The organism is Thermosynechococcus sp. JY1331 (genome assembly GCF_031583475.1).
In the GTDB taxonomy this organism is placed as follows: domain Bacteria; phylum Cyanobacteriota; class Cyanobacteriia; order Thermosynechococcales; family Thermosynechococcaceae; genus Thermosynechococcus.
Window position 1 is genome coordinate 2133952 of sequence record NZ_CP134180.1, and the last position, 21153, is coordinate 2155104.

Below are 21153 nucleotides of genomic sequence, written 5' to 3' on the forward strand. Positions count from 1 at the left end.
TGTTTGCCTATCATCGCCAATTTCCTGATGTTCTTGCTAGGGGTCTCCCAAATGTTGCCCGTCAGGTGGCTGCCCTTGGGGTCAATTGAAAGGAGATAAACTAAGTGTAACGAAACATTTCTTTAGGCTAATCATGGCAGATTTTCTGTTGCGAGCAACGGCTGCGGCTGAAGGCATCCGTGCCGTGGGCGTCATTACCACTCAACTCACCGATGAAGCCCGCCAACGCCACCAACTCTCCTACGTTGCCACGGCTGCTTTGGGACGAACCATGGCCGCTGGCTTAATTCTCGCCTCTAGTTTCAAACAGCCCCAAGCGCGGGTGAATGTGCGCATTCAAGGCAATGGCCCCCTAGGAACGGTTTTCGCGGATGCGGGTGCCGATGGCACGGTTCGCGGCTATGTGCAGTATCCCAGTGTTGAACTGCCCCCCAATGCCAAGGGCAAACTGGACGTGGGTGCGGCAGTGGGTCATCAGGGGTATCTCTACGTCATCCACGATCTTGGCTACGGCTATCCCTATTCCAGTACGGTGGAGCTTGTCTCCGGGGAAATTGCCGAAGATGTCACCTACTACCTCGCCACTTCAGAGCAAACCCCCTCAGCCCTGATGTTAGGCGTTTTTGTTGAAGAAGCCGGGGTGACTGCCGCCGGTGGGTTGATGTTACAGGTGCTACCCAAAGCTGCCAATAATGAACACCTGATCGCCACCCTTGAACAACGGATGGCCAATCTCAAGGGCTTTACACCCCTGCTACAGGCGGGGCGGACACTGCCAGATATCTTTCAGGAACTCCTTGGGGATATGGACTTGCAACTCTTGCCCCAACGGCAAATGGTGCGCTTCCACTGTGGCTGTTCCCATGAACGGATGCTAGCGGCACTCAAGCTCCTAGGGGAGGCAGAATTAAAGGATATTCTAGCCACAGAGGCGAAGGCGGAAGCCACCTGTCAGTTCTGTAATGCTGTCTATTGGGCGGATCAGCCGATGTTGGAACAGTTGATTGCGGAGTTGGCCACTGCCTCAGTCTAAACCCTTGTTTCTGAGGAGTTTGCGTCATGTCCAGTGTGGTTGCGACTGCCCAACCCCCGTTGCATTTTCTCCCCCAGCGGTTTAGCTATCCAGTTTGGTGGACGGCGGCACGGCTCCTGCCCTTTTACATCCGCTACGGCCTTGGTCTCAATCGGGTGGAAGGGGTGAATGTCGAGACCCTTGCCCGTTATTACGAGCAGTTTCAGCGGGGACAGGTGCGGCTCCTCATTGCCTTTCGCCATCCTTGTACGGATGATCCTTTGGTGATGGGCTATTTGATGTGGCATCTATTGCCGCAAACAGCACGGCGGCTGGGCATTCGCTTGCGTCACCCCACGAATGGTTATTTTCTCTACGATCGCGGGATTCCCCTCTGGGCAGGGGAGCAAATTGGTTGGCTCTTCTCACGGTTGGGGGGGATTTCCATCATGCGCGGCAAGCTCGATAGCCAAGCCCTGCGATCGGCACGGGAGTTACTCTTGGAGGGACGATTTCCCCTAGCAGCAGCGCCGGAGGGGGCAACGAATGAACACAATGAACTGGTCGCACCTTTAGAGCCGGGCGTGGCACAACTGGGATTTTGGTGTCTGGAAGATTTGACGAAGGCGGGGCGATCGCTCCCTGTGGTCATTCTCCCCGTTGGCATTCAGTACAGCCTCAGTCAGCCCTCTTGGGAACGCATGGCCATGCTGATGGCACAACTGGAGAACCGCCTTGGCTGCCCCACCAATTCTCAGAGTACCGAACCGCAGGACCTCTACCGCCGCCTGCTCAATTTAGCGATGCACCTGCTGGATCGCCTAGAGACCTTTTATGCCACGTCCTACCGCCAAGATTTTCCCGAACTGCCCCCCTTTGACTCCCCCAATGCCGAATTGGCAGCACGGATTCAGCGACTCCTCAACAGTGCCCTTGTAGTGGCAGAGTCCTACTTTGGTCTTAAGGCCAGTGAAGATTTTGTGAGTCGCTGCCGACGGATTGAACAGGCCGCTTGGGAACGGATGTTTCGCGGTGATTTGGCACAACTGTCTGCCGTAGAGCGCTGTTTAGCCGATTGGTTGGCCGAGGAAGCCAATGTGCGATTACGTCATATGCGTCTTGCGGAGCGATTTACCTCGATTACGGGTAGCTATATCCGTGAGAAATTCACGATTGATCGCTTTGCCGATGTGGCACTGATCCTCTGGCGGACGTTTGATTGGTTAGAGGGAAAAAGCCCAAATGTGAATCGCTTGGTGGGCTTGCGGCAGGTGCGCCTCAGTGTCGGAGACCCCCTCAATTTAGAGAGCTATTGGCCGCTGTATCGTCGCGATCGCCAAGGGGCACGACAGGCCGTCAAGGAAGTCACTGACCAGATTCGCCAACAATTTGAAGCCTTGATTGTGCCTACGGATTCTTAGAGGGATTCAAGCCAAACACAGGAGCGATCGCCCCTCTTGAAGCTGCTGCAGTGCCCTCAAAAGATCACTCGTCAGTTCTTGGGCAGCACTTTTGGGGTGGGTAACATTGTAATTGCCCGTACTCAAGGGAGCACCAATGATCACCTTGACCTCGCTTCCCCACTGCGGATAGGGCTGAGCATAATCGAGTAAAATCGGCAGAATCTGGATCGCTTCTTGACAGCGCTGAGCTGCCTGAAGGGCTAAACGCGCCAAGCCCGGCTTTAGGGGATGAATCTGGCGATCGCGAAAGATATTGCCCTCAGGAAAGACCACCAAGGCCTGTCCCTGCCGCAGGAGTTCCACACCTGTCCGCAAGGCACTCACCGAAGGCGCTTGGGTATTGACGGGAAAACCACCACACTGACCAATTACCCAGCCTTGCAGTCCCAGCATTTCATCGTGGGAGACCATGTAGTAGAGGTCGCGTCCACTCACCCGCCGTCCCGTCACATAGGGAATAATGAGCGCATCCCAACGGGAACGATGGGTGGGTGCCAAGATCACGGGCCCCCTTTTGGGTATCTGCTCCTGCCCTTGCACCTCAAGGGTACGAAAATAGCGCCGCAGGACAATATCCCCCACCAGACGGTACATCAGGGGAGTGAGGAGAGGCGAAATGTGGGGGAATGAAGACTTGACAGAATCTAGCATCAGGCGTGAAGAGTGAACCGGCTGTGACACACAAAGACTAGCCTCGGGCGATCGCCCCAATCTGGCTAGGGATGGCGAACCAGTTCGCAAATTGGCAAATTGAGTTCCAGTGAGTTATTGGCTTAGTTATTGGCAATACTCAGAATCCAAGTTCCGATATAACGCATCAGGGGAATATCGCCGGGGGAGCCAATGCGCGCATTGAAGTAGAACATCCCGCCATGATTGGGATTGCGGACATTGTTTAAGACAACTTGTACTGGCGTGCCTGCGGGAATGACCTCTGCGGGTACGATGTCAATGACGCGGTTATCGCGGTCAAGGGACACCTCCGCTAGTTCAATTTTTTGGCCAAGATTACGGCGGAATTGAAAAAAGCGATTCCCGCGATCGCCCCCCACCCGTACCTCGATACCCCTAGGATCAATAATGCCGTTGTAGTAATCGGGATAAGTAATGTTAATGCGATTAATCGCGACTTTTTGTTCACCCAAGCGCAGCCAGTAGCGATCGCCCATAAAGCCGGGCGTACCGTTTTCTAAATGGTACTGGAGTTGCTGCCGTCCACTGGGACCATCTCCCCAAGTGAAGGTAAAACCCTGATTGACTTGGGCTCGCACAAGGGCAGGGGTCACAAGACCAAGACTACACCCCAACAGAATCAGAACCGGTAGGAAACGCTTCACCATAGACAACCCTATTACGACACACCACAGATACCTGACTTTCAGACGGGGAGGATTCGCTCAACGTTCCCCTACGGATCAGTCTGCTTAGTATCCTAACGGCAAAGACTCACCATTGCGAAGAAAAACTAAACTTTATTGAGAGATTTTTACTTAATTGCTGGTTTGCTGCACCAACTGAGCAAAGAATCCCCCCCGGCTGGCGACACTGGAGGGGGCATCCTTATCCGCCATCTGTACGGCCACAATTTCTGAGGTGAGGACAGTTAACTTCTTGCCCACTTGGCGATCGCACGTCAGTTCGAGGACAGTCGGGGTGCCACTGGCCATCGCCTGCTGAATTTGCTGATAGACTGCTGTCGCTGCGGCACTTTCCTTGCGTTCAATGCTCACGGGCATGGGGACATGACGCAGAATTAAATCAATCGTGTACATTGCGTTCTTTAATCACTCAGGCTAGGTTCGTATATTCTTCACTGTAAAACGCTGTGGCCAGAAAATCATCGGTGACTCAACGTACTTGTCCACTGTTGGTGGAGCGATCGCAATAGGGGCACATCCACATAGGTGGTCCAGCCCACTTCACCGCGAATCACTTGAAAGGGGTAGTCGGGTTCCCCTAAGCAATCCAAGACAAGCGCTGCATCCCGAAAATCATGATCCTTGGTGTAGTCGGTGATCGTGATAATGGTCGCTAGGCGACTGGCGGTGGCTGCCTGAATCCCATTGGCGGAATCCTCAAAGGCAAGGCACTCTTGGGGCGAGAGGCGCATTCTTTCAAGGGTGTAGAAGTAAATATCGGGCGCAGGTTTCTTGGCGGGCACCACATCCCCAGCGGCAATCACCTCAAACCAACTGACGCCATCAGCAGCAAGGGCATTTTCAAGGAGTGCGGTGACATTGGCAGGGGTGGTTGTGGTGGCGATCGCCAAACGTAATCCTGCTTCACGGGCTTCAGTGAGCAGCCGTTTCACCCCCGGCCGCAGGGGAATCGCCCCTTCTGCCAATAGCTCCGTATAGTAGCGGGTCTTCGCCTTGTGCAGGTCGGCAATCAGGGCATCCAAATTTTGGGGACGTGGCCAATCGGGACGAAAGCAATCAAGGTAATACTTCATGCGCTCCTTACCCCCCGCCACCGCCAGCAGTTGACCATAGAGAGGAATATCCCACTCCCAATCCAGGCCTGCCGCAGCAAAGGCTTTATTGAAGGCAATGCGATGGCCATCCCGCTCAGTGTCCGCCAAGGTGCCATCCACGTCAAAAATCAGGGCGTTGAGGTGAGCCATAGAGGGTTTTTACTCTACCCCTTTTAGGGGAAAACTTAATGGAATGACTGTAATTTTACCAGTCGTGCTCGCACTGCCTGATGATTGCCCACGGGTTCACGGAAGTGCCAAGTTTCCTCAGGGCCAAGGCCATAAACCTGTACCGAAACGGCGCCGACCCGCTGCCCTGCCTTGTCAAAAAGTTCAAAGTCCGCCTGAATCATGCGCAAGTGCTCTTCACTGTAGTTTTTCAGAACGCCCACAATAAACGGTGTACCGCCCTCGATGTGCCACTTAAAATCGGCCATAGTGACGCCTTGTTGCGCAAGGGTACCGCCAATCAAGTGCTGCATGCGTTGCTGTTGCTGCCACTGACCGAGATGATAGCTAAAGATCACTAGTAAACTCACAACCCCAGCGGCGATCGCCACCACCCACGGAGCCGAGGAAGCATACACAGGGGCAGCTAGGGCTGGGTTGGGGGGGCGTAGATCAATGACCTCTTCCCAATCGGGTTTAGGCGAACCTTGAATGCGGCCAATAATTTTAATGCGAGCAATATCGTCGAGGTGAAACTGTCCCAAGCGGGATTTGAGGAGACCCACCAAGGCAGAATAGTGGGCAACGGTGCCGGGGGGTTTGTTCAAAACAATGTTTAATTGGTTGCGAAACTGGTTCACCTGCACAACAACGGCGTGTTCTGAAAGCACATCCTGAAGTGTTTCGCGAATTTGCTCAACTTGTAGTAGCCCCATGCCCACAACCCCTACCCTGTGGCAACAGAATGACTGCTGGGAAACCTGTACCTACCGATGGTAAACCTACCGTTCTATGTGCCAGTGTACATAAAGTCCCAGTGATACAAATCTGTGAATTCACGGTATTTTACAGGTACGGTTCGCAGGCCGACAGCGATCGCAATGGCCACAACGCAATCCCCCTGCCTCAGTGGCAAAACCAAAGGCTTGGAGGAGAAACTGCCAGCGGCAGCCGCGGTGATAGAGAAACTCTTGCATCAACTGTTCTTGAGTGTCTTTGGGCGGCGGTGGCACCTGTGCTAAGGGTTGACGGCAATAGTGAAAAGGGTCTTGCCAGCGGAGTGCCCCCTGTTGATGCAGTAATGCTAGGGTCAGTTCCACCTCAGGAAAGTGTTGTCGCAGTTGCGGAAGATTACCCCTGAGGGGCAGATGCGTCTGAAGTGCCATGGCGCGATTGTAAGTATCTTGACTTTGGCGCTGAAAAAAGTGCCAACGCTGTTGATCTTCGCGATCTAAACCCCAGCGATCGCTCACCAAGGCCAGTGCCTGTGCTGGTTGGCCATCTCGCCCAGCGCGTCCCACCTCTTGGAGGTATTCACTGAGTTGCAGGGGTGGCTGATAGTGGCAAATCCAACGCACATTGGGTTTATTCACCCCCATACCAAAGGCATTGGTACAGACCACAAAGGGTAGCTTATCCTGCAACCAATCGCTCTCAATTTGGCGTCGCTGTGCTGACGGCAGTCCGCCATGGTAAGCGGTGGTGCGGTACCCCTGCTCCTGAAGCCAAGTGGCCAAGGTTTCACAGTCGCGGCGAGTGCGGGCATAGATCAAGCCTGAGGTTCTGCCCTGCTGCTTGAGAAATTGCTGGAGACAATGGCGGCGATACCCCCGACTCCACACAGAGCGTACGGCTAAATGGAGATTGGCACGATAGGGGCTGTGAATGATCTGCACAGGCTGCTCTAGACCTAAAACCTCAATGAGGGTGCGTTGGGCATTGGGATCGGCGGTAGCAGTAAAAGCAGCGATCGCCAGCCGGGGGTGCAGCGGTTTACATTGGCGCAGGGCAGGCCGCACCGTTCCCAAGCGACGATAAACGGGTCGAAAGCGATCGCCCCACTGTACAAGGCAATGGGCTTCATCCACAATCAAGCCATTGAGTTGAATCGGTGCTGCACAGAGGCACTGCCAAAGGGGGTTGGAAAATAGGGACTCCGGCGAAAGATACAGCAGGCGGTAGTGGGTTAGGCGCGAGAGAATCTGGCGGCGTTGGCGGCTGGGCAGTTCACTATGATAGGCTGCTGCCGCAAGACCCCGTTGCCGCAATTCAGTGATCTGATTTTCCATGAGGGCAAGCAGCGGCGAGATCACCAGCGTCAATCCGCCCTGAAGCACTGCTGGCAATTGAAAACAGAGACTTTTGCCCGCTCCGGTAGGGAGGACAATTAAGGCATCCCGCCGTTGTAAGAGTGCCGTCATCACCTCTGCTTGAGGCGATCGCAACTCAGAATAGCCCCAGTATTGTTGTAGGGCGGCCTGTATGAGATCTAAATCGGCATCCGGCATTGCACTGGCTTAAGCCTTGATGAGAAGTCTCAGCGTTGCAAAAAGCGGCACAGTCTTCTGGGAACAGCAAGAGGAGTGAATTTAGAATAATTTTAAGCAAGAAATCCTAGGATGCCTAAGACCCTTTAGGCCTATCACTGTTGCCGAAGTGTAAAACGCTTATGGAGATGAACCTATGGGCATGAAATTTGTGCCGCTGGTATGCGTGGCAATGTTGGCAGCGGTGGTCGCTCCGGCAACTGCCCAAAGCCGCCGCCAACCCGTCAATCCCCAACAATTTCCTGTCAGTCAGCCCACCTTGCCGCAGGCTTTTGATCGTATTGATGGCAGTCAGGGGTACTGGCAAGATGATTCGATCGCTGGCGACGCGGCCTTTACGTTTGGGCTTCCCACCTATCGGGATAATGACATTGTGAATCGGGCACGGCGGATCAACTACGTTTCTACGGATGCGTGGTATCAGCAAAGCAATCAACCCCCTGTGCGCACCCGTGATCTTGATAGTCCCTTCTGTACCTCGATGTACGGTACGCCCTTTCCCTGCAATTTGATGGTGGAGTCGCCACTGCCGCCGCCGCAACAACCCTTCTTTGCCCCCCCACCCCCCCCAGCGGTGATGCCAGCTCCGCCGGTACGTGCCCTCTACTAGATTCAGCCGCAAAGTGAACCCGTGGGGGCACTGCCCCCTTTTTTGGTGTTTAAGGGGCGATCGCCAAAGAAAAAACTATAGCATCCGCTATGCAGTTCCATTAAAATAGATTGCAGTGGTTAAAAAGCATTAATAAATGTTTTCTTTTTCTTAAAAGTGTTCCCACTGAACCATTGGCGAACTTTTACTTTTCTGATTACGAGCGATCGCAAAACTTATCGTATATTTCTTTTTACCTTCTTTTTATCTTGTTACCTGTTGAAGGACTAGCTCTTGCTCCCTTGAATCCTGTCAAATTCTCTCCTATAGAATGTATAAAACCCATCGCCTATTCAAACTTCTATCAACGGTTCTTCTATTACACATACATCACTGATCTATAGGTTCTCCCTAATTATGCTTCCCCATCAAGAACGGCTCTCAATTTTTATCGATGGGAATAATATGTTCTATGCCCAGCAGAAAAATGGCTGGTTTTTCGACCCCCGTCGTGTTCTCGAATTTTTTACCCGTGACCCCAACATTGTATTGGTGAACGCCTTTTGGTACACCGGCCTCAAGGACATACAAGATCAGCGTTCGTTTCGCGATGCCCTCATTAACCTTGGCTATACGGTGCGCACAAAGCTGTTGAAGGAATATTACGACGAGACCCTAGGCAAGTATTACCAAAAGGCCAATTTAGACATTGAAATTGTGATTGATATGTTCAACACCGTCGGTCAGTACGATCGCGTCGTTCTCTTTAGTGGCGATGGCGATTTTGAGCGGGCGATCGAACTCCTGCGCTCCAAAAACACCCACATTACGGTTGTTTCCACCGAAGGGATGATTGCCCGTGAGCTGCGCAATGCCACCGATCGCTACATTGATTTGAACGAAATTCGGCCCTTTATTGAAAAAACTGACTCGCAAAATCCCAACTAAAAAGCGCACCCAGCGATCGCCAGATGCGCAAGCAAATGAGGTGTTTTCTTAAGATGCCTAGAACAGGCCGAGAGTCAGCGACTTATCCAAGGGGAAAGCAGCACCGATCCCCAGCCATAGCGTCACCAATGTGCCAAAGAGGAAGACTGTCATGGCCACAGGACGACGGAAAGGATTCTGGAACTTGTTGACACTTTCAATGAAAGGAATCAGCATCAAGCCCAAGGGAATGGAGGCATTCATGAGCACCCCCAGCAGCTTGTTGGGCACCACCCGGAAAATCTGGAAGGTGGGATAGAGGTACCACTCCGGCAAAATTTCCAAGGGGGTGGCAAAGGGATCCGCTGGCTCACCGACCATGGCAGGATCCATCACCGCTAGACCGATCACAAGGGCGATCGTGCCCATAATCACCACGGGGAAGATATAGAGCAGGTCATTGGGCCAAGCGGGTTCGCCATAGTAGTTGTGGCCCATGCCTTTTTTCAGTTTTGCCCGCAGCGCCGGATTCGTTAAATCAGGCTTTTTCAAAACTTTTGCCATAAATCAATCGTTCTCCTAGAGGGTCAGCAAGGGGGGAGATTACTTGGAGCATAACAAGTGGAACTGCCGAAAAGAGCAGGCTCTGTTACATTTCTTGATGCTTGGCTTACAGGGGACCCGAAATGCCCTGCTTACGAATCATCAGGAAGTGCATCAGCATAAAGACGGCGATCGACCACGGCAGCACAAAGGTGTGCAAGCTATAGAAGCGAGTGAGTGTGGCTTGACCGACACTTTCACCACCGCGCATTAGTTCCACCAGTTGATCGCCCACCACGGGAATCGCCGCAGGGATACCGGAAACGATTTTGACCGCCCAGTAGCCCACTTGATCCCAAGGCAGGGAGTAGCCCGTGACCCCAAAGCTGACGGTAATCACCGCCAAGACCACACCCGTCACCCAAGTAAGTTCGCGGGGTTTCTTGAAGCCACCGGTAAGATAGACGCGGAAGACATGCAGAATCATCATCAAGACCATCATGCTGGCCGACCACTTGTGAATGGAGCGGATCAACCAGCCAAAGTTGACCTCATTCATGATGTACTGCACAGAGGCAAAGGCTTCAGCCACCGTCGGTTTGTAGTAAAACGTCATGGCAAAGCCCGTGGCAAATTGGATTAAAAAACAGGTGAGGGTAATGCCACCCAGACAGTAAAAAATATTTACGTGAGGCGGCACATATTTGCTGGTGATGTCGTCAGCGATCGCCTGAATTTCGAGGCGTTCCTCAAACCAGTCGTAAACTTTGTTCATAACAGTGATTAGTCCTGCGAAACCGCTGCTTTACTTTGAAAAATGTAACATATGCCCTCTCAGACTTTCCATATTGAGTTACCGGCACTCTCAGGTTGATTGGCGCCACCGAGCGTCCGATAATAAAGTCTCAACAGCTTCAGGATGCTAACTTGGGGCTGTCTCCTCTGCTACCTTACTCACAACGACCGCTTGGGAGGCTTTGAGATGAATCTGTTGAAGAAACTCTTTGGTGCGATTTTTGGCCTATTGGGGGCAATCGCGAAACTCTTTGGTTTGGGCAAAAAGGGCGAGTTTTACATTGAATTAGATAAGAGCACGGCTGCCCCTGCTGCACCGCCAACCCCTACTAAAGCGGCAGAACCTGCCTCGACCCCTGAACCTGCTCCTGCTCCTCAACCCGCTCAACCCGTTGCCGCCGCACCCACCCCCGTTGCCACAGCTCCCGCAGAACCCACCCCTGTCACCCCCAGTGTTCCCTACACCCGTTTTGCGCGGCGTCGTCCGGGGGCTAATATGGCTGCCTTCTTGAATATGGCGCGGCAAGTTCGTCCCTCTACCTAGGAAACCTCATCCACAGAGCATTGGATGTAAAGGGGCTGTTGATGTGGGAATGCCCCTTTTTTTGTGCAAGGTATCCTCTCTGCGCATTGCAAGATTCCCGCAGTTGCAGTAGCATGCTGACAAATTGTGAGGGTGTATAGCTATGGGTCAGAAGCCGTCAAGCGGATGGGCAGCTGCCAAGATTTTTGCAGGATTACTCCTCCTCTTTACCATTGGCGCCTGCGAGGCAGACACCACCACCACAACCCCAACGGGTGAGGGGCTGCGGATTGGCTCATTGTTGCCCTCAACCGGCGACTTAGCCTCGGTGGGAACCCCTATAGCTGAAGTTGTCCCCCTGCTGGTGGAAACGGTGAATGCCTGTGGTGGTGTTAATGGCCAGCCCGTCACGCTTATTGCTGCTGATGATCAATCCAATCCTGCCTCTGGGGCAGAAGCGATGACGAAGTTGGTGGAGATTGACCGAGTTGCCGGAGTCGTTGGTTCTTTTGGCAGTAGTGTCTCCAATGCCGCCGCCGATATTGCCACCCGCGGTCAAGTGATGCTAATTTCCCCCGGCAGTACGAGTACACTCCTGACTGAACGCGCCAAGAAAGGAGACTTTAACGGCTATTGGGCACGCACTGCTCCCCCCGACAATTACCAAGCCCAAGCCCTTGCCCAACTGGCCAAAGAACAGGGGTATCAACGAGTCGCCACTGTGGTGATCAACAATGACTATGGCCGCAGCTTTGAGCAGGAATTTACCCGCGCTTTCAAAGCCCTAGGGGGAACCGTGATCAATGAAGACCGCCCCACCCGTTATGATGAGCGGGCAACCACCTTCACAACAGAAGCCGCTGCCGCTTTTAGCGGGAACCCCGATGCGGTGGTGGCTATTTTGTATCCGGAAACGGGTAGCCTGCTCCTGAAATCCGCCTTTGAGCAAGGTCTCACCCAAAACGTGGCCATTCTCCTCACCGATGGCGTCAAGTCCGAAAGTTTCCCTGAGCAAGTGGGCCGTACTCCCGATGGCAAATACATTATTGCCGGTGCCAAGGGAACCGTTCCCGGCGCCGATGGTCAAGCCCTGAGTCGCCTGCGAGAACTGTGGCGTGCTAAAAAAGGGAGCGATCTGCCGGCCTTTGGTGCTCAGACTTGGGATGCCGCCGCGCTCCTTGTACTAGCTGCACAGGCCGCAGGACAAAATACGGGTGAAGGGATTCGCAGCAAATTGCGCGATGTGGCCAACGCACCGGGGGAAGAAGTGGATGATGTGTGCAAGGGACTGGCTTTACTGCGGGAAGGCAAAGAAATCAACTATCAAGGCGCCAGTGGCAATGTCGATATTGATGAAAATGGCGATGTTGTCGGGGTCTATGACATTTGGCAGGTCACTGATGACGGTAAATTAAAGGTAATTGGTCAAGTGAATCCCCAAAAACCCTAGGCATGGCAAGCACATTTTCCTTTGATATTGTGAGTGATTTTGACTGGCAAGAGCTGGTCAATGCAGTGGATCAAACGGAGCGAGAGATCAAAGCCCGCTATGACCTCAAGGATACCCAGACCACCCTTGAACTGACAAAAGAGGGACTGACAATTCACACCGATAGTGAATTTACGCTCAATTCAGTGCAAACGATTCTGCAACAGAAGGCGGCGAAGCGGCAGTTGTCTCTGAAAATTTTTGACTATGGGCCTGTGGAAGCAGCGGGTGGTCAACGGGTCAAACAGTTGATCAAATTGCGGCGCGGGATCAATTCAGAACTAGCCAAAGAGATTAGCAAGCTTATCCGCAATGAATTTAAGAAGGTGCAAGCCGCGATCCAAGGGGATGTGGTACGGGTCAGTGCCAAATCAAAGGATGATCTACAAGCAGTGATCCAGCGCCTGAAAACTGAGGATTACCCCGTGCCATTACAATTTACGAACTACCGCTAGGGGTTAAAGGGTCATGTTGGGGTCTGTATCGCTGGGAACGTTGGGGTTAATTGTCGGTTCACTGCTGACGGTGGTGGGAGTGGTGGCCTATGCCACAGGGAATGCCACCTTGAATCTAGCGGGCTTTTTCTACGGTGTGCCCCTGCTCTTAGGCGGCTTGGCACTCAAAGCGGCAGAACTCAAACCGGTGCCCTATCGTGAAGCCCCAACCCCAGAGGCGATCGCTGGCCGTGCCCAAGCAACCCCCACCCAAACGCAAATCCGTAAGGATGTCACCCGTTATCGTTACGGTCAAGAAGCACACTTAGATAGCACATTGGCCAGTTTAGGCCTGAGCCCCTCTGATGCCGAGCGCCCTGTCTTGGTGGCGATCGCCGAGACCTTAACAGACGGTGCTTATACATTAATTTTAGAATTTGACTCCCCGGCGGTTCCCCTTGAGGTGTGGCAATCGAAGCAAGCCAAGATGCAGACATTCTTTGGCCCCAATATTCGTGTCAGCATGACGGATCAGGGAAACAACCGTGTGGCAGTGGCGCTGATTCGCGAGTAAGCCTGTGGTCAACCCTGTTCCACTTGCCTAAGATGATTGGTAAACCGTTTTGCCCTGAATTCAGGTGTTACGATAGCATCATCATTGCGGCATTCTAGCCTAAAGAGTAAGACTTTTTTGCAAGCAGTCTCCTCCTGACAACGCATTTTTGGAAACGGCGATTACGGCTATGGGTAAAGTCATTGGCATCGACCTTGGAACCACAAATAGTTGTGTGGCAGTCTTAGAAGGGGGGAATCCCGTCGTGATCCCCAGTGCCGAGGGTGGGCGCACCACCCCCAGTATTGTTGCCTTTGGCAAATCGGGCGAACGGTTGGTGGGTCAACTGGCGAAACGGCAAGCTGTCACCAATGCCGAGAACACGATTTTCAGTATCAAGCGGTTTATTGGTCGCCGCTGGGAGGAAACCGCTGAAGAACGGGGGCGCGTGCCCTATACCTGTGTGCCGGGTCGCGATGGCATGGTGGATGTGCAGATTCGCGATCGCACCTATACCCCCCAAGAAATTTCTGCCATGATCCTGCAAAAGCTGAAGCAGGATGCGGAAGCCTATCTGGGGGAACCCGTGACCCAAGCCGTCATTACTGTGCCAGCCTATTTTAGTGATGCGCAACGCCAAGCCACCAAAGATGCGGGGGCGATCGCCGGCCTTGAGGTAATGCGCATTATTAACGAGCCAACGGCGGCCTCCTTAGCCTACGGCATCGACAAGCAGGATCAAGATCAAACCATTTTGGTTTTTGACTTGGGCGGGGGCACCTTTGATGTCTCGATTCTCCAACTGGGGGATGGCGTCTTTGAGGTGCGCTCCACAGCAGGGAATAACCACCTAGGGGGCGATAATTTTGACGAATGTATTCTTGATTGGCTCTTGGCCTGTTTTAAGGAGCAGGAGGGGATCGATCTCTCGAAAGATAAAATGGCACTGCAACGCCTCCGCGAAGCGGCTGAAAAAGCCAAGGTGGAGTTATCGGGCACCCTGAGCACTTCCATTAACCTGCCCTTTATTACGGCTGATGAAACAGGGCCTAAGCACCTTGAAATGGAACTCACCCGCAGTAAGTTTGAGGAACTCTGCGCCCACTTGGTTCAGGCCACCCTCGAACCCATGCAGCAGGCGATCGCCGATGCCGGTTTGACGGTTCAAGAGATTGATCGGGTGTTACTTGTCGGTGGCTCAACCCGTATTCCTGCCATTCAGCAGTTGGTGAAGGAATTCTGTGGCAAAACTCCCGATCGCTCCGTTAATCCTGATGAAGCCGTTGCCGTAGGGGCAGCCATTCAAGGCGGCATTCTGGGCAAGGAAACAACGGTCAAAGATCTCCTGCTCCTAGATGTCACCCCGCTGTCTCTGGGGTTGGAAACCCTTGGCGGTGTCTTTACCAAAATCATCGAACGTAATACCACCCTCCCCACCAGTAAGACGCAGACCTTTTCCACGGCTACCGATGGCCAAACGGTCGTGGAAATTGCTGTCTATCAAGGGGAGCGCCCGATGGCAAAAGACAATAAACAACTGGCCTGCTTTGAGCTCACGGGCATTGCCCCTGCCCCTCGCGGCGTGCCGCAAATTGATGTCACGTTTGATATTGATGCCAACGGTATCCTGAGTGTGTCTGCCGTCGATCGCGCCACCGGTCGCCAACAAAGTGTGCGCATTACCAATCGCGGTGGCCTCAGCAGTATGGAAATCGAGCGCATGCGCCAAGAGGCAACGATTTATGCCCAAGCCGACCAAATCAAGAAAGAGATTGCCGAACTGCGCAACCAAGCCGATGCCCTGCTGTACAGCTATGAATCAACCATCAAAAACCATGGCATCACATTAACTCCCGATCTACGGGCACGGATTGAGCCGGTGGTTCAGAGTATGCAGGCAGCAATGGTGGATGACAATATTACCCCCGATGAAATTCGCAAGCGGATGGAAGCCCTGCAGCAGGCCTTGGTGACCTTGGGAACGGTGGTCTATCAACAAACCGCAGGCGGTTCCATGATGACCTCAACCCCGACAATGGGGGGTGCTACGATTAGTTCCCAAGCCACTCAAGTTTTAGATAGTGATGCCACAATAATCAGCGATAATGAAGAAACAGTTGTTTCAGATTATGAAGCGGTTGATTAATTTAGGTAACGGTGGCTATGGCTCGTGATTTCTATGAGATCTTAGGTGTCTCACGCTCTGCGGATGCTGAAGAATTAAAACGAGCCTATCGGCGCTTGGCTCGCAAGTATCACCCCGATGTCAACAAAGAACCGGGCGCTGAAGAAAAGTTCAAGGAAATCAACCGCGCCTACGAGGTGCTCTCGGATCCCCAAGCGCGAGCCAACTACGATCGCTTTGGTGAAGCCGGGGTCAGTGGCGTCGGGGCTGCTGGCTTCAGTGACTTTGGCATTGGTGACATGGGCGGCTTCGCCGATATTTTTGAAACCTTCTTTGGGGGTGGATTTGGTGGATTTACCAGCAGTGGGCGGCGGTCGCAGGGGCCAACCCGCGGTGAAGATCTGCGCTATGACCTCAAACTAGAATTTCGCGAAGCTGTTTTTGGCGGTGAGAAGGAAATTCGCATTAATCATTTGGAAACCTGTAAAACCTGTCAAGGCACAGGGGCCAAACCCGGCACACGGCCAGTCACTTGTAGTACCTGTGGCGGCATTGGTCAAGTGCGGCGATCGGCACGCACTCCCTTCGGCAGTTTTACCCAATTGACCACCTGTCCAACCTGTGGCGGTTCGGGGGAAGTGATTGAATCTCGCTGTGAGTCCTGTGGTGGCCAAGGCCACATCCAAGTCAGCAAAAAATTGAAAATTACGATTCCTGCGGGGGTGGACAATGGCACGCGGCTGCGGGTCTCAGGGGAAGGAGATGCCGGTCTGCGCGGAGGCCCTCCCGGCGATCTCTATGTGTATCTGTTTGTCGAACCCGATCCTGAGTTTCAGCGCGAAGGCAACAACATCCTATCGCGGATTAAAATTAGCTACCTGCAAGCGATTCTTGGCTGTCGGATTCCCGTGAGTACCGTGGATGGCGAAGCAGAACTGAAGATTCCCGCAGGTACTCAACCCGGTACGGTGTTAATCCTAGAAGGCCGAGGCGTCCCCCGGGTGGGCAATCCTGTGGCGCGGGGCGATCACCTCATTACCGTTGATGTCGAAATTCCCACCCATATCACCCATGAAGAGCGAGAACTGCTGGAGAAATTGGCCAAGATTCGCGGCGAGCGTATGGGCAAAGGCGGTCTAGAGGGCTTCCTCGGCAGCTTATTTGGTGGTTAGGGCGCGTTGCCTAAAATAGAAAAAACCGTTGGGGGTGCTGGCCATGCTGACTGAGGTTTTGACCGCACTGGATCAAGGAAATTTCCAACAGGCAGAAAAATTGCTGGCCACCTTGCCTCCTGAGGATCCCCGTGTCCTCCTGTGCCGAGGTCAACTCTATCTCAAGACAGAGCGGCTAGAGGAGGCAGAGTCAGACTTTCGCCAATTACTGCGGCTGAACTGTGGCCCCAAGCTGACGCAAATGGCTCGGCGCGGCCTTGAAAAAATTGAGCAAATTCGCCAACGGCAGCGGCAACAGGCGATTTTAGCAACCCATGCCGTGGTGGGAGTCGAGCAGCAGGGCGTTCTGGTTTTGGAGGGGGTGGCTGCCTCTGAGCAGCGGACGATCCTTGCCCGTCTTTTGGCCACCATGTTTAAGATTGACCCCTACACGGCGCGACTGTTGATTCCGTCGCGGGGCTGGCGTTTGATCCGCACGGGCAATTTTGCGGAACTCACCGTCTATTGCCAAGAACTGAAACAGCAGGGGTTTACCCTCTTTTGTGTCCCCTTTGAGGCACTGACAGCCACACCCGTCTTGCAGGTGCGTTATTTTGTGGCCTTGGAGCCACAGCCGCGTGTGGTGTGTACCAGTTCGCTCTCGCCAGAGCCAGTGGAGTTAACGTTTACTTGGTCACAGGTCAGCCAGCGGGTAGAGGGGTTGCTGCCGATTTTTGAGCAAGTGTTCGATCGCGATCGCCAAGGAAAAGTTACCCGTAAAGAACAAATTCAGGATCATGCCCAGTGCTGTGATCTTCACCTGTTTCAGCAAAATCAAATCCTGCGCTTTTATCGCGGCGGTTACCAGTTTCACCAAGGGATTCCCCTCAATCACGTGGCAGAGGTGATCCAGAGTGATTTGGATTTGGATCAAAATACCTCATGGGTGAAGTGGCGGCAGTTATCGAGTCTGTGGCAGCAGCACTGTGGCGATCGCCCCGTGTGGCAAGACTTTACCAGTTTTGCTGAAACTGCTTTGGACTTTAGCGAACTCCTGAGTAAAATTCCCCCCCACATTAACCTCTTTCGCCGTGAAGACAGTCCTTGGGATGCCGCCTTCATGCTCTACAGCAGTTTGGCCTTTCACCGTGACCGCAGTGGCAGCAACCGCTAAGCTAGAAACAGAAGTCTGCTCGTGCGAGTATCTGTGTTGCACCGACTCCAACAAGCAATTAAAAATGATCTCATTGCTGGTCTGCTGGTGGTGATCCCGCTGGCAACAACGATTTGGCTATCGATTTCTGTCTCCAGTTGGGTCTTGGATCTCCTCACCCGTATTCCTAAGCAGGTGAACCCCTTCAAAACATGGCACCCCCTGTTGGTGGATCTGCTCAATGTGGCGGTGGGGATTTTGGTGCCCTTAACAGGGATCCTGCTCATTGGCTTGATGGCACGCAATATCTTTGGCCAGTGGCTGTTGAACACAGGTGAGAGCATTCTCAAGCGCATCCCCTTGGCGGGCACCATTTATAAAGTGCTGCAACAACTCCTAGAGACAATTCTGCGGGACTCGCGCGATCGCTTTCGCCGAGTGGTGCTCGTAGAATACCCGCGGTCGGGTCTGTGGGCCGTGGCCTTTGTCACTGGCACGATTAATGGTTCATTGCAAACGGTCTTTTCCGAGCCAATGTTGAGTCTATTTATCCCCTCATCGCCTAACCCCACCACCGGTTGGTATGTGATTGCCAGTGAGCGGGATGTGCGAGATTTGGATATTTCGATCGAGGATGCCTTTAAGTTAATTATTTCCGGGGGGATTGTGACACCGGGATCAGTTCCCCCTTCAAGCTTGTCCCCTGCCCCTGCGTCGTTGCGTTAAGAACTCGTTTTTGAGGATGTACCCATGATTACTGCTCGTCGTGTTGCCCGTGAATTGGCGTTGCTCAGTGCCGCTCAAGTGTTACGCCAACCGAAACTGCTCGATGAAAGTGACTGCCGCAGCTTGATCCTGATGGCGGTACGGACGCTGGCGAGTGATGTGCGCGATACCCTCGAACAGGCCGGCACTGAACTCAGTGAAAGTCAGCGACTGCTCAACCATAGCGAGTTTCAGTTGCCCCACCTCGAAAAGGCACAGATGGTGCTTCAAGATGCCCTCAATCGGGCGGAAAAGGGCTTGAACAAAATAGGTGCTGCCCTCGATTTACCCGAAATTCTCTACTTTGCCCATCAAGAGGAAGTTCAAGCCTACGCGATCGCCCTACTGCGCTGTTTGCAGCGACACCAAACGGAGATTCAAGAACTGGTGAATCGCTCAATGGTGGATTGGCAACTGGAGCGACTGACGCACTTAGATCGCGCCATTATTGAAATGGCCGTCGCAGAGATGCGCTATCTTGACGTGGCCAAGCCAGTGGCCATCAACGAGGCGATCGAACTGGCCAAACGCTACAGCGATGAGGGCAGCTACCGCTTTATCAATGGTGTGCTGCGGCGGATCAGTGAAGCCCTTGACACGGCTCAAGCGGCCACTGGTAACTGAAACGACTGCCACAATTGCTGCCGCCCCAATTCCACATCCTCAGGCCGACATTGCCAGTGGGGATGGGCACTGATCACTAAACTTTCGAGGGTTTCGCGATCAAAGAGATGCCAAACAGGGGCACCGTCAACATGGTGGGCGATCGCCAGCAGATTTTCAGCCACGCAGTGAATTTCTAAACAGGTGGCTGCTCGCTGAATTTGCAACTGCTGCCCCGGTAGGAGTGATCGCACCGCGTCCATAATCTCCCGTAGTTCCGAGATGCTCTGGACACAGACCCCCGGAATGGCCACCCGCTGCTGGGGATCCCCATTGACTTGCAGCCAATAATGACGGCTGGGATCAATTCCCAGAAGCCAAGGATCAACATCATCTAAGCGATAACGGGGAGCCAAGGAGAGTCCGTGCATCATTTATCCATTTCCTAAATCACAGCATTGATATCTAGCGATCGCAAGGGATCACTCTCGTATATGTAGTGTGATAAGTCTCCTTTATTTGATCAATCAAAGTTAATAATGCTTAATCTTTTGCCCATAGTTGTTAACAAAGCGCCGTTTTGCCCCCAGCGAGATCACTGTTTTGTTGCGGCAGCTACAGTTATCCGAGAGAAAATGGTTAAAATGAAGTTAAGAATAGGTTAACCCCTGAGAAAAAGGATAGGTAAGCAATGAATAAATACGAATTTTTACATCCCTACAGCCGTTACCACGGTGAGTTTACACCCGAAAACTTTTTATTTGATGCCAACTTACAGGAGTTTGCGACCCGAGTGAGCTACATTTCCAGTCTCGAAAACAGTGGCAAGCTTTCCCCTCAGGAAGCCTATGAGCAAATTAAACGCCTTTGGCAAGAACTGAAAGCAACCAAAAAAGCGCTGCTAGATACGGCGCCCCCTAGCTAGGCTTGGAGGCGATGAAGCGTCTCCCGAATCAAGTCGGTCGGTACCTGATCAAAAATGTCCACATGGCCAATGGCGGTGGGGAGAATAAACCGCACCTGCTGCGCCTGAACTTTCTTGTCATGCTCTAAGAGTGCCAGCAGTCCCTCCACATCAAAGTGAGCCGGGATCATGGTCGGCAACTTTGCCTTGAGAATCAATGCCCGTTGGGCGGCGGCGGCTTCTACTGACCAATACCCCAAGGCCACCGCCAGTTCTCCAGCGGCAATCATACCAATGGCCACCGCCTCGCCGTGATTCAAAAGGCGATAGTTGCCCATACTTTCAAGGGCATGGCCAATGGTGTGCCCGTAATTCAAAATGGCCCGCAGACCCGCTTCCCGCTCATCCTTGCTGACCACATCCACCTTCGCTTGGCAGGAACGCTGTAGGATTTGAAGCAACTGCTCAGCAGGCACAGCAGCCATGCGATCCAAACGCGGCAGCTGACTCAACAAATCAAACAGCTCAGTATCCCAAATCACACCATACTTAATCACCTCTGCCATACCAGCCCGGAATTCTCTGGGGGGCAGGGTTGCCAAAACATCGGGATCAATGACCACAAGACGAGGTTGATGAAAGGCTCCAATGAGATTTTTGCCTTGGGGATGGTTCACCCCTGTTTTCCCACCAATCGCCGCATCCACCATCGCCAAGAGACTGGTGGGAATCTGAACCACGGCAATCCCCCGCAGCCAAGTCGCCGCCGCAAAGCCAGTCATGTCGCCAATGACGCCACCACCAAGGGCAAAGAGCGTAGAACCCCGCTCTAAACGCTGACTCAGGGCAGCATCATAAATCTTTTCAACGGTTCTGAGGGTTTTGTAGCGTTCCCCTGCTGGGAGAATACAGGGGGTGACTTGCCAGCCCGCTTGCGTTAATGCCTCTTGCACATCCGTGCCGTAGTGCCGCCAAATTTGCGGATTGGAAACGATGAGGGCAGGGGCTTTCGGCGTCAAGGGCGTATATTCGGCCAACAGTGCAGGCAACTGCCGCCGTGTGTTGGCACCAATGGCAATTCGGTAGGCGTGCTCACCAAGGGGAACGGGAATCAGCGTCGTCATTGTCGGATTTGCTGGGGACAACTACATTAAGT

The 21153-nt window shown here is 53.2% G+C and carries 24 protein-coding genes; 14 read left to right on the forward strand and 10 right to left on the reverse strand.

The annotated features are described in order from the left end of the window. Positions 1–133 precede the first annotated feature (133 nt). Positions 134–1033, forward strand: coding sequence for an Hsp33 family molecular chaperone HslO (gene hslO, locus RHJ31_RS10600; protein ID WP_302676556.1), 900 nt, complete (start codon positions 134–136; stop codon positions 1031–1033). A gap of 26 nt (positions 1034–1059) precedes the next feature. Then, positions 1060–2433, forward strand: a complete 1374-nt coding sequence (locus RHJ31_RS10605) for a 1-acyl-sn-glycerol-3-phosphate acyltransferase (RefSeq protein WP_206201391.1) — start codon at positions 1060–1062, stop codon at positions 2431–2433. A 6-nt stretch (positions 2434–2439) separates the two neighbouring features. On the opposite strand, the gene RHJ31_RS10610 is transcribed toward RHJ31_RS10605, so the two are convergent. The 6 genes from RHJ31_RS10610 to RHJ31_RS10635 form a co-directional block, all read right to left on the reverse strand. Next, positions 2440–3126 carry a 1-acyl-sn-glycerol-3-phosphate acyltransferase gene (locus RHJ31_RS10610; RefSeq protein ID WP_206201390.1) on the reverse strand — a complete coding sequence of 229 codons (687 nt, stop codon included), beginning with the start codon at positions 3124–3126 and terminating at the stop codon, positions 2440–2442. Between the two features lie 122 nt (positions 3127–3248). Next, on the reverse strand, positions 3249–3815 hold the full coding sequence (locus RHJ31_RS10615) for a DUF2808 domain-containing protein (protein WP_302676557.1): 567 nt from the start codon (positions 3813–3815) through the stop codon (positions 3249–3251). Positions 3816–3965: 150 nt separating this feature from the next. Beyond that, positions 3966–4247 carry a hypothetical protein gene (locus tag RHJ31_RS10620; protein ID WP_206201388.1) on the reverse strand — a complete coding sequence of 94 codons (282 nt, stop codon included), beginning with the start codon at positions 4245–4247 and terminating at the stop codon, positions 3966–3968. A gap of 65 nt (positions 4248–4312) precedes the next feature. Beyond that, complete coding sequence (locus RHJ31_RS10625) at positions 4313–5098, reverse strand: HAD family hydrolase (RefSeq protein ID WP_206201387.1); 786 nt, start codon at positions 5096–5098, stop codon at positions 4313–4315. Between the two features lie 35 nt (positions 5099–5133). Continuing rightward, entirely contained in the window at positions 5134–5832 is a 699-nt protein-coding gene (locus RHJ31_RS10630) for an FxLYD domain-containing protein (protein WP_302676558.1), read from the reverse strand. A 120-nt stretch (positions 5833–5952) separates the two neighbouring features. Next, positions 5953–7404: an ATP-dependent DNA helicase RecQ gene (locus RHJ31_RS10635; RefSeq protein WP_302676559.1), complete on the reverse strand. Its 1452-nt coding sequence runs from the start codon at positions 7402–7404 to the stop codon at positions 5953–5955. Positions 7405–7579: 175 nt separating this feature from the next. On the opposite strand from RHJ31_RS10635, the gene RHJ31_RS10640 reads away from it, so the two are divergent. After that, on the forward strand, positions 7580–8053 hold the full coding sequence (locus RHJ31_RS10640; RefSeq protein WP_302676560.1) for a hypothetical protein: 474 nt from the start codon (positions 7580–7582) through the stop codon (positions 8051–8053). A gap of 396 nt (positions 8054–8449) precedes the next feature. Next, the gene (locus RHJ31_RS10645) at positions 8450–8980 is read left to right on the forward strand and encodes an NYN domain-containing protein (RefSeq protein ID WP_302676561.1); all 531 of its coding nucleotides are present in this window, start codon (positions 8450–8452) and stop codon (positions 8978–8980) included. A 57-nt stretch (positions 8981–9037) separates the two neighbouring features. On the opposite strand, the gene petD is transcribed toward RHJ31_RS10645, so the two are convergent. Then, positions 9038–9523, reverse strand: coding sequence for a cytochrome b6-f complex subunit IV (gene petD, locus RHJ31_RS10650; protein WP_011056640.1), 486 nt, complete (start codon positions 9521–9523; stop codon positions 9038–9040). A gap of 106 nt (positions 9524–9629) precedes the next feature. Further along, positions 9630–10277, reverse strand: a complete 648-nt coding sequence (gene petB, locus RHJ31_RS10655; protein WP_011056639.1) for a cytochrome b6 — start codon at positions 10275–10277, stop codon at positions 9630–9632. Between the two features lie 207 nt (positions 10278–10484). On the opposite strand from petB, the gene RHJ31_RS10660 reads away from it, so the two are divergent. The 9 genes from RHJ31_RS10660 to nusB all read left to right on the forward strand — a co-directional run bounded on the left by RHJ31_RS10660 (position 10485) and on the right by nusB (position 19114). Next, a complete protein-coding gene (locus RHJ31_RS10660; RefSeq protein WP_302676562.1) occupies positions 10485–10841 on the forward strand; it encodes a hypothetical protein in 357 nt (118 codons plus the stop codon). A 142-nt stretch (positions 10842–10983) separates the two neighbouring features. Next, a complete protein-coding gene (locus RHJ31_RS10665) occupies positions 10984–12270 on the forward strand; it encodes an ABC transporter substrate-binding protein (RefSeq protein ID WP_206201382.1) in 1287 nt (428 codons plus the stop codon). 2 nt (positions 12271–12272) lie between these two features. Next, entirely contained in the window at positions 12273–12764 is a 492-nt protein-coding gene (locus RHJ31_RS10670) for a YajQ family cyclic di-GMP-binding protein (protein WP_206201381.1), read from the forward strand. Between the two features lie 13 nt (positions 12765–12777). Beyond that, a complete protein-coding gene (locus RHJ31_RS10675; protein ID WP_206201380.1) occupies positions 12778–13317 on the forward strand; it encodes a DUF2854 domain-containing protein in 540 nt (179 codons plus the stop codon). Positions 13318–13486: 169 nt separating this feature from the next. After that, positions 13487–15442, forward strand: coding sequence for a molecular chaperone DnaK (gene dnaK, locus RHJ31_RS10680; protein ID WP_302676563.1), 1956 nt, complete (start codon positions 13487–13489; stop codon positions 15440–15442). A 17-nt stretch (positions 15443–15459) separates the two neighbouring features. Next, the gene (gene dnaJ / locus RHJ31_RS10685) at positions 15460–16593 is read left to right on the forward strand and encodes a molecular chaperone DnaJ (RefSeq protein ID WP_302676564.1); all 1134 of its coding nucleotides are present in this window, start codon (positions 15460–15462) and stop codon (positions 16591–16593) included. A 43-nt stretch (positions 16594–16636) separates the two neighbouring features. Then, positions 16637–17746 (forward strand): M48 family metallopeptidase, encoded by a 1110-nt coding sequence (locus RHJ31_RS10690; protein WP_302676565.1) that lies wholly within the window; start codon positions 16637–16639, stop codon positions 17744–17746. Between the two features lie 33 nt (positions 17747–17779). Next, complete coding sequence (locus RHJ31_RS10695; RefSeq protein ID WP_302676566.1) at positions 17780–18451, forward strand: DUF502 domain-containing protein; 672 nt, start codon at positions 17780–17782, stop codon at positions 18449–18451. Positions 18452–18475: 24 nt separating this feature from the next. Further along, positions 18476–19114 (forward strand): transcription antitermination factor NusB, encoded by a 639-nt coding sequence (gene nusB, locus RHJ31_RS10700; protein ID WP_302676567.1) that lies wholly within the window; start codon positions 18476–18478, stop codon positions 19112–19114. Here nusB and RHJ31_RS10705 read toward each other — a convergent pair. After that, positions 19093–19527, reverse strand: coding sequence for a hypothetical protein (locus RHJ31_RS10705; RefSeq protein WP_302676568.1), 435 nt, complete (start codon positions 19525–19527; stop codon positions 19093–19095). The two genes, nusB and RHJ31_RS10705, sit on opposite strands and share 22 nt — an antisense overlap. Positions 19528–19784: 257 nt before the next feature. Here RHJ31_RS10705 and RHJ31_RS10710 point away from each other — a divergent pair, with 257 nt between their 5' ends. Continuing rightward, a complete protein-coding gene (locus RHJ31_RS10710) occupies positions 19785–20018 on the forward strand; it encodes a hypothetical protein (RefSeq protein WP_206201373.1) in 234 nt (77 codons plus the stop codon). Here the strand turns inward: RHJ31_RS10710 and aroB are convergent. Further along, positions 20015–21121: a 3-dehydroquinate synthase gene (gene aroB / locus RHJ31_RS10715; RefSeq protein ID WP_302676569.1), complete on the reverse strand. Its 1107-nt coding sequence runs from the start codon at positions 21119–21121 to the stop codon at positions 20015–20017. The two genes, RHJ31_RS10710 and aroB, sit on opposite strands and share 4 nt — an antisense overlap. Positions 21122–21153: the final 32 nt, after the last annotated feature.